Here is a 16,580-nt window from a genome sequence, read left to right as displayed (position 1 = left end):
TCCACAGCGCTGGCAGCTCACATAGGAGACTCGGTCAGGATGGCGGGGACAGACAGGGACCGATCCGGCCGCCGGGGTTCCGTAACTCATGCGATGTTAGAGCTGCTCGATCTCGATGCTCTTGATCACCACGTCCTCGACGGGACGGTCGCCCATGCCGGTGCGGACGCCCTCGATCGCGTCGACCACCTTGCGGGACTCCTCGTCAGCCACCTCACCGAAGATGGTGTGCTTGCCCTGAAGCCAGGTGGTGGGGATGGTGGTGATGAAGAACTGGGAACCATTGGTGCCCTGGCCCATCTGGATGCCGGCGTTGGCCATGGCCAGCTTGTAGGGCTCGTTGAAGTCCAGCTCGGGGTGGATCTCATCGTCGAAACGGTAGCCGGGGCCGCCGACGCCGCGGCCGAGGGGATCGCCGCCCTGGATCATGAAGTCCTTGATGATGCGGTGGAAGATCGTGCCGTCGTACAGCGGGGTGCCGGTCTTGTCCTCGCCCGTCTCCGGGTGGGTCCAGGCCTGCTCGCCGGTCGCGAGACCGACGAAGTTCTTGACCGTCTTGGGCGCGTGGTTGCCGAAGAGGTTGACGACGATGTCGCCCTGGTTGGTGTGGATGGTTGCCTTGGCGGTTGCAATACTCATGCTGCAATTCTCCCACGCAGCACTGAAGGGGTCCTGGAGGCGGCCTGGGTTCCGCGGTCGGTGAAATCTTGCGCCGCGACACATTCCACATAGCCGCACATCGGGAAATGCAACTAGGCTGAACGCTAAGGACACCAAGGACTGCAGAGCGCCTGCCGGTTGCCGTCACGGGACTGATGGGCTTCGCTCCACAGGAAGTGTTGATGCTAGGAGGCACCATGAAAAAGACCGTCAATTCCGCACGGGACCTTGAGCAGGGCGTGACGCAGGGCATCGAACAGGCCCGTGACTGGGCGGCGCCGCGCGTCGAAGCCGCCGTCAACTGGGCCGTCCCGCGCATCCAGCAGGGCCTGGAGTCGGCGTCGCCGAAAATCCAGGAAGGCCTGAAGAGCGCGGCGCACAACCTGGCCGACGGCGTGGCCACCGTGACCCCCCGGCTTCAGGAGGGCCTGGCCCACCTCGGTCCGAAGATCCACGACGCCGTGGAGGATGCGAGCCCGCGGATCCAGGAAGCCCTGGACAAGACCACCCCGGCCCTCGCCACCGCTCGGGACAAGGTGGTGGGCGAGTACCTCCCCCTCCTCTCCGAACAGCTCGGCAAGGCCTCCGAGGCCGTCCATCATGGACTGGAGCAGGCGCCCGAGCAGATCGACGCCGTCGCCCGCCGGTTCGCCGATTCCCCCGTGGTGAACCAGCTGCAGGAGCAGGCTTCCGAGCTCGGCCAGCAGGGCCGCCAGATCGCCTCGGCCGCCGCTGACGCCGCCACCCAGGAACTGGGGAAGCCTCAGAAGAGCAAGAAGAAGGGCCTGCTGGTCTTCGCGGTGATCGGGGCCGCGGTCGCGGCCGGTGTCGCCGTCTGGAAGGCCTCCCGCCCCACACAGGATCCGTGGAAGGTCCCGGCGGAGCGCGCCCAGGACCGTCCCGCACAGTCCTCCGGCCCCGCGCACAGCGCCCCCGCCGTCGTCGAGGCCGTCAAGGACGCCGGAGCCGAGGTCGCGGGCAAGGCCCAGCATGTGGCCGAGGAAGCCAAGGCGACGGTGGAGGACGCCGCCGAGAAAGCTTCGGCGTCGGACGTGAGCGAACGCGCCCGCACCACCGCCCGCCGTGCCGCCGAGAAGATCCACGAAGCCAGCCAGAAGACCGCTGAAGCGGGCAAGGCGAAGGCCGAGGAGGTCAAGGAAACCCTCTCCGACGCCAAGGACAAGGTCGAGGACGCGGCTTCCGACGCCAAGGACGCCGTGGACGGCAAATAACCGAACAGCAGCAAGACGCCCCGCCCTGAGTACTCCGGGCGGGGCGTCTTGCTATGTTTGAGGGGATCAAGCCCCACCGGGCGCATCCGTGTTTTGGAAATCGAGGACTGAGTGAACCGGCCCAGTGTGTCGATCGTGATCCCCGCCTACAACGAGGAGAGCGTCATCCGCCAGTGCCTCACGGCGGCCATCTATCAGAGTTCCCCTGCCCACGAGATCATCGTAGTGGACAACAGATCCACGGACCGGACGGCGGAGATCGTCCGGGCCATGCAGCTGGAGTACCCGGAATCCCCGATCCACCTGGTGGCGCAGAACGACGCCCAGGGCCTCATCCCCACCCGCAACGCCGGCCTGGACTACGGCAGCGGGGAGGTGCTGGGCCGGATCGACGCCGACTCCGTGCTGGAGCCCGAGTGGGTCGAGCAGGTGCAGAACGCCTTCCTGGACCCCACCGTCCAGGCGGCCACCGGCCCCGTGCTCTACTACGACATGCCGCTGCGCCGCTGGGGACAGAAGGCCGATGACCGGATGCGGCAGCTCATGCTCCGGCTGGCCCGCCACGAATACCATTTCCTCTTCGGCTCCAACATGGCGCTGAGGAAGAGCGCCTGGGAGATCATCCGCTCCGAGACGTGTCTGGATGAGAAGGACGAGATGCATGAGGACATCGACCTGTCCCTGCACCTGGCGGAGCACAGCCTGCGCGTCCAGTACGTCCCCACGATGATCTCCGGGATGTCCGCGCGCCGGCTCGAGGATTCACCCCGCGACTACAGCTACTACGTGACCCGTTTCGACCGGACGTACAAGGCCCACAACATCAAGAAGATCGCCCTGAAGGCGCCCATGGTGGTGTTCTACTCGGTCTACTTCCCGGCCAAGCTCCTGCGGGCGATCCACAGCGCGACGGCGGCCGTGCCGGAACGCGGCGGCGTCTGAGCGGCAGTCGGCCGGCCCGAGCGGGTCAGTCGATCGGTGCTTCGGTGAGCTTCTCCCGCTTGCCGCGCTGACCCGCGATCACGACCGCGAGGCCCGCGATGATGAGGGCAAGACCCGCGTAAGTCCCCGCCGGAAGCACCTCGTGCAGGAAGACTGCCGCCAGGATCGCGGCCCCGGGGATCTCGAGCAGGACCAGCATGGACACCACCAGCGCGCTCAGGTGGCCCACCAGGTAGTTCAGCGAGGTGTGTCCCAGCAGCTGCGCGGCCACCGTGATCGCCAGGATCCCGAGCCAGCCGTTCACCTCGAACCCCACCAGGGGCTGCTGCGCGACGAGCGCCATCACCAGGACCACCGCGGCGCAGAAGGCATAGCAGATGCCCGTGTAGGCGCCCGTGGTCATGTCCTCCCGCGCCTTGCTCCCGGCCAGGGTGTAGACGCCCGCCAGGATCCCGCCCAGGATTGCCAGGATGTCACCCCAGAGGGCCTGCGGCGAGGATCCCAGGTCGAAGCCGGTGATCGCCACGACGCCCAGGAAGGACACCCCCAGACCCGCCAGGACGTGCCAGGAGTGCCTGGTTCCCCGGAACAGCTGGATGATGGCGATCCAGGCCGACTGCAAGCAGACCAGAGCCGTGGAGGCGGCCACGCTGGTCAGTTCCAGCGAGTAGAAGAAGCAGATGAAGTGGAAGGCCAGGGCCACGCCCGCGACGCCGCTCCACGCGAGGGAGCGGCGGCTCACCCGGGTGAAGGACTGCGGGCGGCGTGCCAGTTCGGGAGCGCCCATCACGACGGCGGCGATCGCGTTGCGCCAGAACGCGATGGCGACCACGCCCACGGTCGTGCTCGCCAGTGTCGCGGAGACCAGCGGCCCCGAGGCGGAGACTCCGAGGATGCCCAGCGTCGCCATCAATGCGTTCATGCCTCAGCCTTCCGCCGTCGTCGTCAGGGCAAAACAAGTCAGGACAAAACAAAAGGACCGTCTTGCGACGATCCTTCTGTGGTGGTGGAGGCAAGGGGACTCGAACCCCTAACCCCCTGCTTGCAAAGCAGGTGCGCTACCAATTGCGCCATGCCCCCAGAAATCCCGGTCAGGAAACCGTGTCGGTTCCCTGCTTCCAGGCACCCTTCTGGGCTTCGGACTCCCGGGCCTTCTTCACGATGACCACGGAAGCGACTGCCAGTGCGATGACGAGCAATTTCTTCATGGTTCCTCGTTCCGTGAACTCGGTGTTCCGTGGGCGTACCAGGACTTGAACCTGGGACCTCTTCGTTATCAGCGAAGCGCTCTAACCGCCTGAGCTATACGCCCCCACAGCCCACGAGTCTCCTCGATCGGGCCGAGATAAGACTTTACAGGACTTCCCTGCCCAATCCAAATCGGCCGGAACACCGTCCCAGCGGTGTCCCGGCCGATCAGAGGCTCTGTGCCGATGCGGTTCAGTCGTCGGTGAGCGTGACGCCCACGCCGCCCACCAGGGTGGCGGCGAGGTTGTACAGCACGGCGGACAGCGTGGAGATGGCCGTCAGGAGGACGACGTTCACCACGGCGATGATCGTCGAGAAGGAGACCACCTGGCCGAGAGAGGCGACCTTCCGGAGATCGAAGCCACCGCTCTCGCTGCCGGCCACATCACCCACCAGCTTGTTCACCTGGTTGAAGATGCCGGTCAGGTCCAGAACGGTCCAGAGGACCAGCGCGGCCACCACGGTCACGATGCCCAGTGCCACGGAAAGCAGGAAGGACATCTTCAGGACCGACCACGGGTCGACCTTGCTGATCATGAGCTTGGCGCGGCGCACCTTGGCCTTGGGGGCCGGCTTCACCAGGCCGGCCGTGGACGCGGCAGCCGTGCCCTGACCCGCGGGGGCCTGGGCGGGACGGGCCTGGCCCGCGGGAGCCTGAGCCGGACGGGCCTGGGCGGGACGGGCGGCGTTCGCGGATCCGGCCTGACCGGCTCCCGCGTTCCCTGTGGAGGTCCCGGGGACCGGGGACTTGCTCACGGCCGGAGCAGGACGGGCCGCAGGGGCCTGGCGCTGCTGATCCGCGGCGGCAGGCTTCGCCTGAGGCTTCGGCTGCTGCGGGGCCTCGAAGGGGGAAGCCGCCGGACGCGAGGACTGACCGCCCTTGTCGTCAGAGCCACCCGACGGGTTCCTGGAGCCTTCGTCCTTCGGAGTCGGTCGGCTCTCAAAGGGGCTCGAGTTCGAGGGGCTCACGCGGTACCTCCACTGGTTTCATCGCTCTGCGGACCTTCCGAACCGGTTTCGCCGGATTCGGTGTCCTGGACGGGGACGGACACCTCGGCGCCGTCCTTGTTCTCACTCAACGTTACGTCATCGCCTGCGGCATCGTCCGGTGTGTCACCGGTTTCCTCGCCCTCCAGACCACGCTCGGTGTTGCGGGCGATGCCGATGATGCGGTCGTTCTTGTCCGGCTTGGCGAAGATGACGCCCATGGTGTCACGGCCCTTCGCGGGCACACCCTGGACGGAGGAGCGGACCACCTTGCCGCCCTCCATGACCACCAGGACCTCATCGTTCTCATCGACGATCAGCGCGCCGACCAGATCACCGCGTTCCTCGGCAAGCTTGGCCACCTTGATGCCCAGGCCGCCACGGTTCTGCAGACGGTACTCGTCGGCCGCGGTGCGCTTGGCGTACCCGCCTTCGGTCACCACGAACACGTAGGAGTCCTCGGTCACCACATCGGCGGCCAGCAGTTCATCCGCGTCCCGGAACTTCATGCCGGTGACACCCGAGGTGGCCCGGCCCATGGGACGGAGGGCCTCGTCGTCCGCGGTGAAGCGGATGGACTGGCCCTTGCGGGACACCAGGATGAGGTCATCGGTTTCGCTGACCAGCTGAGCCGAGACCACTTCGTCGCCGTCGCGCAGGTTGATCGCGATCACGCCGGCGCTGCGGTTGGTGTCGTAGTCCTCCAGGCGGGTCTTCTTGACCAGGCCGCCCTTCGTGGCCAGGACCAGGTATGGCGCCTGCTGGTAATCCCGCAGGTCGAGCACCTGAGCGATGTGCTCGTCCGGCTGGAACGCCAGCAGGTTCGCCACGTGCTGGCCCTTGGCGTCGCGGCCGGCCTCGGCCAGTTCGTACGCCTTGGCGCGGTACACGCGGCCCAGGTTGGTGAAGAACAGCAGCCAGTGGTGGGTGGTGGTGACGAAGAAGTGCTCGACGACGTCGTCGCCGCGCAGCTGGGCGCCCTTGATGCCCTTGCCGCCGCGCTGCTGCGAGCGGTAGTTGTCGCTGCGAGTGCGCTTGACGTAGCCGCCGCGGGTGATGGTGACGACCACTTCTTCCTCGGGGATGAGGTCCTCGATGGACATGTCACCGTCGAAGCCGCGCAGGATCTGCGTGCGGCGATCGTCACCGTGCTTCTCGACGATCCCGGCGAGCTCCTCCGAGATGATGGCGCGCTGACGGTCCTCGGAGGCGATGATCTCCTTGTACTCGGTGATCAGCGCTTCCAGCTCCGCGTGGCGCTCCTGGAGCTTCTGACGCTCCAGGGCGGCCAGACGCCGCAGCTGCATGTCGAGGATGGCGCGGGCCTGAAGCTCGTCGATCTCGAGCAGACCCATCAGGCCGTCACGGGCGGCCTCGGTGGTGCTCGACGCGCGGATGAGGGCGATGACCTCGTCCAGCATGTCGAGCGCCTTCAGGAGCGCACGCAGGATGTGCGCCTCTTCCTCGGCACGGCGCAGGCGGTACCGCGTGCGGCGGGCGATGACGTCCAACTGGTGCGCCACCCAGTGACGGATGAACGCATCGAGGCTCAGCGTGCGGGGCACGCCGTCCACGATCGCCAGCATGTTCGCGGAGAAGTTCTCCTGCAGCTGGGTGTGCTTGTAGAGGTTGTTCAGCACCACCTTGGCCACGGCGTCGCGCTTGAGCACGATCACCAGGCGCTGACCGGTGCGGCCGGACGTCTCATCACGGAGGTCGGCGATGCCCTGGACCTTGCCGTCCTTGACCAGCTCGGCGATCTTCACGGCCAGGTTGTCCGGGTTCGCCTGGTACGGCAGCTCGGTGACCACCAGGCAGGTGCGTCCCTGGATCTCCTCGACGTTGACCACGGCGCGCATGGTGATGGAGCCGCGGCCCGTGCGGTAGGCGTCCTCGATGCCCTTGTGGCCCAGGATCGTGGCGCCGGTCGGGAAGTCCGGTCCCTTGATGCGGACCAGGAGCTCCTCCAGGAGCTCCTCGCGCGTGGCCTCCGGGTTCTGGAGGTACCACTGCACACCGTCCGCGACTTCGCGGAGGTTGTGCGGCGGGATGTTGGTGGCCATGCCGACGGCGATGCCGGAGGACCCGTTGACCAGCAGGTTCGGGAACCGGGCCGGCAGGATGGTGGGCTCGAGGCTGCGGCCGTCGTAGTTGGGCTGGAAGTCGACGGTCTCCTCGTCGATGTCCCGGACCATCTCCATCGCCAACTGGGACATCTTGGTCTCGGTGTACCGGGGGGCGGCGGCGCCGTCGTTGCCCGGGGAGCCGAAGTTGCCCTGGCCCAGCGCCAGCGGGTACCGCATGACCCAGTCCTGGATGAGGCGGACCAAGGCGTCGTAGATCGCCATGTCGCCATGCGGGTGGTACGTGCCCATGACGTCGCCGACCACGCGGGCGCACTTGCTGAACGCCTTGTCGGGGCGGTAGCCGCCGTCGTACATCGCGTAGATCACGCGGCGGTGCACCGGCTTGAGGCCGTCCCGGACGTCCGGGAGGGCGCGGCCCACGATCACGGCCATGGCGTAGTCGAGGTAGGAGCGCTGCATCTCGGTCTGCAGGTCCACCTGCTCGACGCGGTCCACCAGCGTGCCTTCGATGGCGGCCTCGGGGCTCTTCATGCCAGGGATTTCGGGAGTTTCGTCACTCATCGTTCCGTCTTTCGTTTCACGTTGATCAGTTCCGGATCAGGCGCACGACGGCGGCACGCGGCCGCCGTCGTCGGGGCGCCTAGATGTCCAGGAACCTGACGTCCTTGGCGTTCTGCTGGATGAAGTTCCGTCGGGATTCGACGTCCTCGCCCATGAGGACCGAGAAGACCTGGTCCGCGGCGAGGGCGTCGTCCATGGTGACCTGCAGCAGCGTGCGGCGGTCCGGGTCCATGGTGGTGTCCCACAGCTCGGTGTAGTCCATCTCACCGAGACCCTTGTAGCGCTGGATGCCGTTCTCCTTGGGCAGGCGCTTGTTCTCGGACTGGCCCTTGACCAGCGCCGCGTCGCGCTCGGCGTCGCTGTAGACGTAGTCGTGCGTCGCGTTGGACCACTTGATGCGGTACAGCGGCGGCTGTGCCAGGTACACGTAACCGTTCTCGATGAGCGGCCGCATGTAGCGGAACAGCAGGGTCATGAGCAGTGTGGTGATGTGCTGGCCGTCCACATCGGCATCGGCCATGAGCACGATCTTGTGGTACCGCAGCTTCTCGAGGTCGAAGTCCTCGCCGATGCCGGCGCCGAACGCCGTGATCATCGACTGCACTTCGGCGTTGCCGAGGGCCTTGTCCAGGCGGGCACGCTCGACGTTCAGGATCTTGCCTCGCAGGGGCAGGATCGCCTGGGTCTCCGGATTGCGGCCGCGCTTGGCGGAACCGCCTGCGGAGTCACCCTCCACGATGTACACCTCGCAGCGCGAGGGGTCCTTCGAGGAGCAGTCGGAAAGCTTGCCGGGCATGCCGAAGGACTCCAGCGGGCTCTTCCGCCGGGCGTTGTCACGGGCCTTCCGGGCCGCGAGCCGAGCCTGGGCGGCGTTGATCGCCTTACGGATGATGTCCCGCGCAGGGCCGGGGTTACGCTCCAGCCAGTCACCGAGTTCCTCGGTCACGGCACGCTGCACGAAGCCCTTGGCCTCCGAGTTGCCGAGCTTGGTCTTGGTCTGGCCTTCGAACTGCGGTTCGGAGAGCTTCACGGAGATGACGGCGGTCAGACCTTCACGGATGTCATCACCCGTGAGGTTGTCGTCCTTCTCCTTGATGATGTTCTTCTCGCGGGCGTAGCGGTTCATGAGGGTGGTCAGCGCAGCGCGGAAGCCCTCTTCGTGGGTGCCGCCCTCATGGGTGTTGATGGTGTTGGCGTAGGTGTGGACGCTCTCGGAGTAGGCCGTGGTCCACTGCATCGCCATCTCCAGGGAGATCTGCTTCTCCCCGTCCTCGGTGGCGAGGGAGATGACGTCCGGGTGGACCAGCTCGGTCTTCTTGCTCTTGTTGAGGTGGACCACGTAGTCCAGGAGGCCGTTGTCGTACTGGTAGACCACCGTCTTGGGGCCGCTCTCCACCTCATTGAGGTGATCCAGATCCAGGTCCTCGTCGGGCGCCTCGATCTCACGCTCATCCGTGAGCGTGATGCGCAGGCCCTTGTTCAGGAACGCCATCTGCTGGAAGCGGGCGCGGAGGGTTTCGAAGTCGAACTCGGTGGTCTCGAAGATCTCAGGGTCCGGGTAGAAGGTCTGAGTCGTGCCGGTGGCATCCGTCTCTTCCCCTTCCACCAGCGGGCCCATGGGCTTGCCGCCGTCCGCGAAGGACATGCGCCAGGCATGACCTTGACGGCGGACCACGGTGTCCACCCGACGGGAGAGCGCGTTCACCACGGAGATGCCCACACCGTGCAGACCACCGGAGACGGAATAGCCCCCGCCACCGAACTTGCCGCCGGCGTGCAGGATGGTCATGACCACTTCCACCGTGGGCTTGCCCTCGGTGGGGTGGATGTCCACCGGAATGCCACGGCCGTCGTCCACGACGCTCACGCCGCCGTCGGCCTGGAGCACCACCTCGATGTGCGAGCAGTAACCGGCCAGGGCCTCATCCACCGAGTTGTCCACGACTTCGTAGACCAGGTGGTGCAGACCGCGGGGGCCGGTCGAACCGATGTACATGCCGGGCCGTTTGCGGACGGCTTCCAGACCTTCAAGGACGGTGATGTCACTGGCGCCGTAGTCACGCTGGGTGGTGGTGGACAGCCCGCTTTCCGGCTGCGAATCGGCGTCTTGGTGTTCGGCGTTCTCAATGGCCACAGGCGTGTCTTTCCTTCGTTGCTCTCTTAAAGCGTGCTCTGCCAATAAAGCGTGCTCTGCCAGCCATCCGCCGCGGCGGTCGGCTGACGTGAACGGGCTGACGTGTGTGGTGCTCGTTCCATGGGTCCTCCGGCGTGAGGCGCCGCCGGAGCGGTCCCGGGACATGGATCGAGCGCCGGATCCGTCACGAAGCGGCGCTCTGAGCCTCACCATTCATTCTACCCTTTAGAACTGAACGATTCCTGATTCTGGGATGCTCCTGGCGAAGAAAAATGGCTCTGACCGGCCCGCAACGGGCTCCTGGCGCTCTCGGAAGGCTCTTGGATGGCCCGGGATACGACTCACGGGGCCTCCAGAGCTTCTGGAGGCCGTGGAGCGTTTCACCCGTAGGTGTCGCGCGGACCCCGTCCGGGCACACTCCGGCGGCCCTTCTTCCAGGACGGCGCGTTGGGGCCATGGATCTCGATCACCGTGACGATCCCGGGCCCCACCTCGGCCCGGAACTTCTCCAGAAGGCTGGGCCGCAGCAGTCGCATATTGGCGGCCCAGGCGGTGGAGTCGCAGCGCACGGTCAGCGTGGTGCCGGCGAACCCGGTCGCCTGACAGTGGGCGGCCACCTCCGGTCCGACGAAGGACGGCCATTGGCTGACCACCGAACCCACCGCGACGGGCGAGGTCCAGCCGCGGTCCGCCACGAGCCTGCCCATGATCGATCCCACGCCCTGTGGGTCGCGCCCCCTCCCGAATTCCCGGGAGGGACGAGCCTTCTTCTTCGTGGGCCGGGGGCCTTCGAGCGATCCCGCGGCGGACTTGCTGCGGATCTCGCCGCGCAGTTCCGCAGCACGGCGGGCACGGCGCAGTGCGTCGCGTGCCGCGTCGGGACCCTCCAGTTCAGGGCTTTCCTGTTTCGGGTCCTTCTGATTCGGATTCCCACGCTTCGGATGCCCCGGGGACGGCTCACGCACCATCGCGGTCTCCCGGGCGGATCGTTCCGGGCAGGACCCGGACCCGGGACCCGGCCAGTTCCGCGGGAACGTCGCTGTCGACCGCGGCCGTGACCAGCACCTGTTCGGCGGTGGCCACGATCGTGGCGAGACGGGCCCGGCGCTGGGCGTCGAGCTCGGCGAAGACGTCGTCGAGGATGAGGATCGGGGCCTGGGTCCCGGAAAGATCGTCCTCCAGCAGCGCGTAGTACGCGGCCAGCCGAAGTGAGAGCGCGAAAGACCACGTCTCTCCGTGGGACGCGAATCCCTTGGCCGGAGCCTGCCCGAGCAGCAGTTCCCATTCCTCGCGGTGCGGTCCCACCAGGGTCAGGCCCCGGTCGGCCTCCTGCTGGCGGCTCGTCTTCAGTGCCTGCAGATAGCGTTCGGTGAGCGAGGCGACGTCGTCTTCGGCGAGCCGTGCCGCGTCATCCTCGGCCGGGAGGATGCCGACGACGGCGGACCCGCCGTCGTCTTCCGCAGCGAGCCGCGCGGCGGCATCCTCCGGTGAGGAGGGCTGCGTTCCGCTCATTTCCGGCTCGAAGGCGACCGTCGAGCGGTAGTGCGCCCGGGCGATTTTCGACCCGTCGGTGAGAGAAGCGTACGCCGTGTCGATGTGCGGCTGAAGGCTCCGGACCAGGGCGAGCCTGGCATGGAGCAGCTCGGCGCCCTTGGCGGCCAGGTGGTGGTCCCAGACATCCAGAGTGGATTCCTGCGCCGGGGAGAGCCGTCCGCCCCGGGCCGATTTGAGGAGCGCATTCCGCTGTTTGAGAACCCGGTCGTAATCGGCGCGGGTCCCGGCGTGGCGCGGTTCCAGGGTGACGAGCAGCTCGTCGAGGAATCGCCGGCGGAGCGCCGGTTCGCCCTTGACCAGGGCCAGGTCCTCCGGGGCGAACAGCACCGACCGGACCAGGCCCAGGATGTCCCGGGCCCGCACCGGGTTGCCCCGGTTGATGCGGGCCCGGTTGGCCCTGGCGGCGTTGATCTCCACTTCCACGCTCGCCTGCTGCTCACCGCGGACCAGACGGGCGCGGATGAAAGCCTGCTCCGTGCCGAACCTCAGCAGCGGCTGGTCCGAGGAGACGCGGTGCGAACCGAGCGTGGAGAGGTAGCCGATCGCTTCCATCACGTTGGTCTTGCCGACACCGTTGGATCCGACCAGGACGGTGACGCCCGGCTCCAAGGGGAGTTCGAGCTGCGGGTAACTGCGGAAGTCCGTCAGCGAGAGATGCGCCAGATACACGCCGGGAGACTACTGCACGGCGTCGGTGCCAGCCTGTTTCACGGCATGGCCCCCGAACTGGTTACGCAGGGCGGCCACCATCTTCATGGCGGGCGAATCCTCCTGGCGGGAGACGAAGCGGGCGAACAGCGCAGCGGTGATCGCGGGGGCGGGCACCGAATTGGCGATGGCCTCCTCCACGGTCCAGCGGCCTTCCCCGGAATCGTCGGCCCAGCCGGCGATCTTCTCGAGACCCGGGTCCTCTTCGAGGGCGTTGACGGCGAGGTCGAGCAGCCAGGAGCGGACCACGGTGCCCTTCTGCCAGGCACGGAAGGTTCCGGTCACGTCCTTGATGATGTCCTTGGCGGCGAGCAGCTCGTACCCCTCGGCGTAGGCCTGCATGAGGCCGTACTCGATGCCGTTGTGGACCATCTTGGCGTAGTGTCCCGCGCCCACGTCACCGACGTGGACGAAGCTGTCCTCGCGGGGACCTTCCGGACGGAGGGCGTCGAAGACCGGCATGGCCGATTCGACGTCTTCGGCGCTGCCGCCGACCATGAGGCCGTAGCCGTTCTGCAGACCCCAGACACCACCGGACACACCGCAGTCGACGAAGCGGATGCCCTTCTCGGCGAGCAGCGCGGCGTGCTTCTGGTCCTCGGTGAAGCGGGAATTGCCTCCGTCGATCACCAGGTCACCGGGGGAAAGCTTCTCGGACAGCTCGCGGATCAGAGCGTCGGTGATCTCACCGGCCGGAACCATGACCCAGACGACCCGCGGGGTGGGAAGCGCGCTGATGAGCTCGTCCACGCTCGCGACGTCGGCCTTCTCCGGATTGCGGTCGAATCCGGTGACGGTCACGCCGCCATCGCGGAGACGTTGCCGCATGTTGAAGCCCATCTTGCCGAGCCCGATCAGACCAATGTGCATGGCGTCCACTTCTTTCCTTAGCTGGTTTCGCACGTCAGTTCGGCAGGCGGACGGGCATCACCAGGTAGCGGTAGTCGTCCGAGTCCTCGCCCTCGAGCTCCGCCTGGGCCGTCAGCATGGCCGGCTTCGGAGCGGAGGTGAAGGAGAACCTGACGAACTTGGTCTCGATGACGCTCAGGCCTTCGATCAGGTAACCCGGGTTGAACGCGACCGTGATGTCCTCGCCTTCCAAACGTGCTTCCAGCTCTTCGGAGGCCTGAGCGTCTTCGCCCGTGCCCGCGTCGAGGTGGACTTGTCCATCAGTGAAGGCCAGACGCACCGGGGTGTTGCGCTCAGCGACGAGCGAGACACGGCGGACGGCCTCCACGAGTTCGGAGGTGCTGACCACGGCATGGATGGCCGTGGTTTCCGGGAAGAGCGAACGGATCTTGGGGTAGTCTCCGTCGACCAGCAGCGAGGTGGTGGCCCGGCCGGCGCTCTCGAAAGCGATGAGGCGGGAGTCATCTTGCGTGATCGCGAGCTTGAGTTCACCACTGCCGCCGAGGGTCTTGGCGACTTCGTTGAGGGTCTTGGCCTTGACCAGCGCGGACATGGACTGCCCGGGGGCGGTGGGGGCCCAGGGGAGTTCCTTCATCGCCAGGCGGTACCGGTCGGTGGCCAGGAAGGTGATGAGGTCGTCCTCGAACTCGAGCCTCACACCGGTGAGGATCGGGAGGGTGTCATCCTTGCTGGCTGCGATGATCACCTGGCTCACGGCCTGGGAGAACGCGGCTCCGTCGACCACGCCGTTGCTGTCCGGAAGGGCAGGCAGGGCGGGGTATTCGTTCTCCGGCATGGTGGCCAGGTGGAACGAGCTGCGGCGGCAGCTGAGGGTGACTTTGGATCCGTCCGTCTCGATGTCGACCGGTGCGGAGGGCAGGCTGCGGCAGATGTCCGCGAGCAGACGGCCGGAGACCAGGATCGTGCCTTCATCGCGGATCTCGGCGGGGATCTCCAGACGTGCGGAGGTCTCGTAATCGAAGCTTGAGAGGCTGACCGTCCCGTGTTCCGCCTTGAGGAGCAGACCAGAGAGAACCGGTACCGGTGGCCGGGGAGAAAGTGAGCGTGCTGCCCAGCTCACTGCCTCGGCGAGAACGTCCCGTTCAACTCTGAACTTCACGGAAGGGTGCCGCCTTTCAAGTACGGGAGCTCGTTGCGCCCAGCTTAGTCGGATTCAGCTTGCAAGAATACCCGGCTCCGGAGCCAAGTGCCGCACCGGTGGCGGTCGTCACTGGAGTTCGGTGGAACCGGGGCCACCAGGAGTGTTCCTGGCCAGGGGTCGTTCGGGTGACGGTCCGGACAGCTGGAAGGCGTCCGCCGAGGTGGCTTCCTTCCGTCCTCGGCCGGAGGCCGTTGGAAGTTCCCGGGGTGGGGCGTTGGAGTGGAGGGAACTTGTTATCTAACGGATTTCAGATCTTTTGGGATTCGTAGTGTTAATAACTGCTGTGGATTCTGTGGATAACCGGATCCTGCCGCGTCCTTCCGCGGAAGTGCCCTGTTGACCCGCTGTGGGTGTTAATGCCGACAACTCCAGCAGTCCTGTGGGCAGTGCTTCGGCGCCATTTCGGGGATCCACAGCCGTGCTGGAGGTTTTAAGGCCATCGCAGCGGCTTCTCCACTTAACTGTCCCCAGGTTTATCCACAGGTGTTGTTAAGTTAATAAGGAGTGGGTTCCGCGGAGGCCCTCAGGCCTCGCGCTGCTGCTGCTTGATCTTGTTGGTCAGCTCGGTGACCTGATTGAAGATCTGACGGCGTTCACTCATGAGCTCGCGGATCTTCCGATCGGCGTGCATCACGGTGGTGTGATCGCGTCCGCCGATCTCCTGCCCGATCTTCGGAAGGGACATGTCCGTGAGCTCGCGGCAGAGGTACATGGCGATCTGGCGGGCCGTCACCAGGGTGCGGGTGCGGGACTTGCTGCACAGCTCGTCCAGGGAGAGCTTGAAGTAGTCCGCCGTGGCGTCGAGGATCTGCGAGGCGGTGATCTCCTGGGCGCCCTCATCGGTGATGAGATCCTTGAGGACCATCTCGGCCAGAGCGACATCCACCGGCTGCCGGTTCAGGCTCGCGAAGGCGGTGACCCGGATGAGGGCCCCCTCCAGTTCGCGGATGTTGCTCGAGATCCGGGAAGCGATGTACTCGAGGGCCTCGTCCGGCGCCGAAAGGCCTTCGCTGAGGGCCTTCTTGCGGAGGATCGCGATGCGGGTCTCGAGTTCGGGCGGCTGGATGTCCGTGAGGAGACCCCACTCGAAACGGGACTTCAGTCGGTCCTCGAACCCGTCCAGGGCCTTCGGCGGCTGGTCACTGGTGATGACCACCTGCTTGTTGTTCTGGTGCAGGGCGTTGAACGTGTGGAAGAACTCCTCCATCGTCGCGTCCTTGCCGGCCAGGAACTGGATGTCGTCGATCAGCAGGACGTCCACGTTCCGGTACATCTGCTTGAAGCTGGTGCCCTCGTCATCACGGATGGAGTTGATGAAGTCGTTCGTGAATTCCTCGGAGTTCACGTAGCGGACCCGGATCCCGCTGTAGAGGCGCCGGGCGTAGTGACCGATCGCGTGCAGCAGGTGGGTCTTGCCCAGACCGGAGTCGCCGTAGATGAACAGCGGGTTGTAGGCCTTGGCCGGCGCCTCGGCGACGGCGACTGCGGCAGCATGCGCGAAGCGGTTGGACTGCCCGATCACGAAGGTGTCGAAGAGGTACTTCGGGTTGAGCCGGCCGAACTCCTGCGAGTTGCTCGGCGGAGTGGGCTGGGCGCGGACCTCGTTGGCCGGGGTCTCGATGTCCAGTTCCTCGGGGATCACGACGACGGCGGGCACCGCGGGCGCGACCGGGGAGAGATTGGCGTCCACGTCGATCGCGCAGCGGATCTCATCGGAGAAGACCTCGCGCAGCGCGGCGTCGAGGGAATCCTTGACCTGGTTGATCAGGACGTCACGGGTCATCTCGTTGGGGACGGCCACCAGAAGGGTGGAACCCACCAGGCCCTGAGCCTGAGCGAGGGAGACGAAAGCGCGCTGACGTGGGGAAACCTGCGGATCCCGCTCCAGAAGATGGACCACCTGGCGCCAGGGACCACCGACCGTGTCTGCGTGATTGCTCTCGTCCATGCGCACCGTGACTTTCTGACTCTGGGGTTCCCGTACGTCGTGCCGCGCCGGACCGTGGTGATGGACCGCACTTTTCCACAGTGTTATGCACAATCGGTGGAAAACGGCTACTGAGACACTGTAGACGATCGAAAATCCAGAAGATAGCCAGCCTCTGGCCTGTGGATAATTACATGGATGTGGTTCCGCGGAATGGCCGGGAACACGGCTCATCCACAGTTTCCACAGCTCCTTGTCCACTCCCCTGTGGATGGGTGTGGGTATGCTCTAGATTTGACGCCCAGCTCTTGGCTGCCCTAACGTTGACTAGTCCCCTATGTCCTCATGGGGGATCCACGCCCACACTTCAGGGACGAACATGGCAGCCAGCCGTTCCGTTCGTTCCGTGGGTGAGTACACACTTTGCGTCAGCCTTTGCTTCCCCGCGATCCAGGTAGACGCGTCCCGT

The 16,580-nt window shown here is 66.1% G+C and carries 13 protein-coding genes and 2 tRNA genes; 2 read left to right on the top strand and 13 right to left on the bottom strand.

The features are described 5' to 3' along the window. Nucleotides 1–96 precede the first annotated feature (96 nt). Entirely contained in the window at nucleotides 97–639 is a 543-nt protein-coding gene (locus tag AB4Y75_RS13360; RefSeq protein ID WP_441436364.1) for a peptidylprolyl isomerase, read from the bottom strand. 218 nt (nucleotides 640–857) lie between these two features. Between AB4Y75_RS13360 and AB4Y75_RS13355 the strand changes: the two genes are divergently transcribed. Then, a complete protein-coding gene (locus tag AB4Y75_RS13355) occupies nucleotides 858–1,892 on the top strand; it encodes a hypothetical protein (RefSeq protein WP_441436363.1) in 1,035 nt (344 codons plus the stop codon). A gap of 111 nt (nucleotides 1,893–2,003) precedes the next feature. After that, entirely contained in the window at nucleotides 2,004–2,834 is an 831-nt protein-coding gene (locus AB4Y75_RS13350) for a glycosyltransferase (protein WP_441436362.1), read from the top strand. A 25-nt stretch (nucleotides 2,835–2,859) separates the two neighbouring features. Here AB4Y75_RS13350 and AB4Y75_RS13345 read toward each other — a convergent pair whose 3' ends face one another. The 12 genes from AB4Y75_RS13345 to dnaA all read right to left on the bottom strand — a co-directional run bounded on the left by AB4Y75_RS13345 (nucleotide 2,860) and on the right by dnaA (nucleotide 16,138). Continuing rightward, nucleotides 2,860–3,756, bottom strand: coding sequence for a DMT family transporter (locus AB4Y75_RS13345; protein WP_441436361.1), 897 nt, complete (start codon nucleotides 3,754–3,756; stop codon nucleotides 2,860–2,862). 82 nt (nucleotides 3,757–3,838) lie between these two features. Then, a tRNA-Ala gene (locus tag AB4Y75_RS13340) sits at nucleotides 3,839–3,914 on the bottom strand. Nucleotides 3,915–3,925: 11 nt separating this feature from the next. Next, nucleotides 3,926–4,042 (bottom strand): DLW-39 family protein, encoded by a 117-nt coding sequence (locus tag AB4Y75_RS13335; RefSeq protein WP_217640435.1) that lies wholly within the window; start codon nucleotides 4,040–4,042, stop codon nucleotides 3,926–3,928. A 30-nt stretch (nucleotides 4,043–4,072) separates the two neighbouring features. Then, nucleotides 4,073–4,146: transfer RNA gene (locus tag AB4Y75_RS13330), tRNA-Ile, on the bottom strand. 128 nt (nucleotides 4,147–4,274) lie between these two features. After that, nucleotides 4,275–5,051: a DUF3566 domain-containing protein gene (locus tag AB4Y75_RS13325; protein ID WP_441436360.1), complete on the bottom strand. Its 777-nt coding sequence runs from the start codon at nucleotides 5,049–5,051 to the stop codon at nucleotides 4,275–4,277. After that, the gene (gene gyrA / locus AB4Y75_RS13320) at nucleotides 5,048–7,717 is read right to left on the bottom strand and encodes a DNA gyrase subunit A (protein ID WP_441436359.1); all 2,670 of its coding nucleotides are present in this window, start codon (nucleotides 7,715–7,717) and stop codon (nucleotides 5,048–5,050) included. Before gyrA ends, AB4Y75_RS13325 begins: the two co-directional genes overlap by 4 nt. Nucleotides 7,718–7,796: 79 nt before the next feature. Continuing rightward, on the bottom strand, nucleotides 7,797–9,797 hold the full coding sequence (gene gyrB, locus AB4Y75_RS13315; protein ID WP_441436506.1) for a DNA topoisomerase (ATP-hydrolyzing) subunit B: 2,001 nt from the start codon (nucleotides 9,795–9,797) through the stop codon (nucleotides 7,797–7,799). A gap of 434 nt (nucleotides 9,798–10,231) precedes the next feature. Beyond that, entirely contained in the window at nucleotides 10,232–10,819 is a 588-nt protein-coding gene (locus AB4Y75_RS13310; RefSeq protein ID WP_441436358.1) for a DUF721 domain-containing protein, read from the bottom strand. Continuing rightward, nucleotides 10,809–12,074 (bottom strand): DNA replication/repair protein RecF, encoded by a 1,266-nt coding sequence (gene recF, locus AB4Y75_RS13305; RefSeq protein WP_441436357.1) that lies wholly within the window; start codon nucleotides 12,072–12,074, stop codon nucleotides 10,809–10,811. The genes AB4Y75_RS13310 and recF overlap by 11 nt, the downstream gene beginning before the upstream one ends. Before the next feature lie 9 nt (nucleotides 12,075–12,083). After that, nucleotides 12,084–13,016, bottom strand: coding sequence for a phosphogluconate dehydrogenase (NAD(+)-dependent, decarboxylating) (gene gnd, locus AB4Y75_RS13300; protein ID WP_441436356.1), 933 nt, complete (start codon nucleotides 13,014–13,016; stop codon nucleotides 12,084–12,086). A 1-nt stretch (nucleotide 13,017) separates the two neighbouring features. Continuing rightward, entirely contained in the window at nucleotides 13,018–14,142 is a 1,125-nt protein-coding gene (gene dnaN, locus AB4Y75_RS13295) for a DNA polymerase III subunit beta (RefSeq protein ID WP_441436355.1), read from the bottom strand. Between the two features lie 565 nt (nucleotides 14,143–14,707). Beyond that, nucleotides 14,708–16,138, bottom strand: coding sequence for a chromosomal replication initiator protein DnaA (dnaA, locus tag AB4Y75_RS13290; protein WP_441436354.1), 1,431 nt, complete (start codon nucleotides 16,136–16,138; stop codon nucleotides 14,708–14,710). Nucleotides 16,139–16,580 lie beyond the last annotated feature (442 nt).

Origin of the sequence: Arthrobacter sp. RAF14, assembly GCF_052114185.1 — a bacterium.
GTDB lineage: Bacteria > Actinomycetota > Actinomycetes > Actinomycetales > Micrococcaceae > Arthrobacter_E.
Note: the sequence above shows the minus strand (reverse complement) of the source record. Positions and strands in the feature narration are given on the sequence as shown.

Excerpts from the sequence above, each read along its gene's own strand:
- gyrA (WP_441436359.1), bottom strand. The coding sequence starts at position 7,717 with ATGAGTGACGAAACTCCCGAAATCCCTGGCATGAAGAGCCCCGAGGCC.
- AB4Y75_RS13355 (WP_441436363.1), top strand. The coding sequence starts at position 858 with ATGAAAAAGACCGTCAATTCCGCACGGGACCTTGAGCAGGGCGTGACG.
- AB4Y75_RS13360 (WP_441436364.1), bottom strand. The coding sequence starts at position 639 with ATGAGTATTGCAACCGCCAAGGCAACCATCCACACCAACCAGGGCGAC.
- AB4Y75_RS13310 (WP_441436358.1), bottom strand. The coding sequence starts at position 10,819 with ATGGTGCGTGAGCCGTCCCCGGGGCATCCGAAGCGTGGGAATCCGAAT.
- AB4Y75_RS13345 (WP_441436361.1), bottom strand. The coding sequence starts at position 3,756 with ATGAACGCATTGATGGCGACGCTGGGCATCCTCGGAGTCTCCGCCTCG.
- AB4Y75_RS13335 (WP_217640435.1), bottom strand. The coding sequence starts at position 4,042 with ATGAAGAAATTGCTCGTCATCGCACTGGCAGTCGCTTCCGTGGTCATC.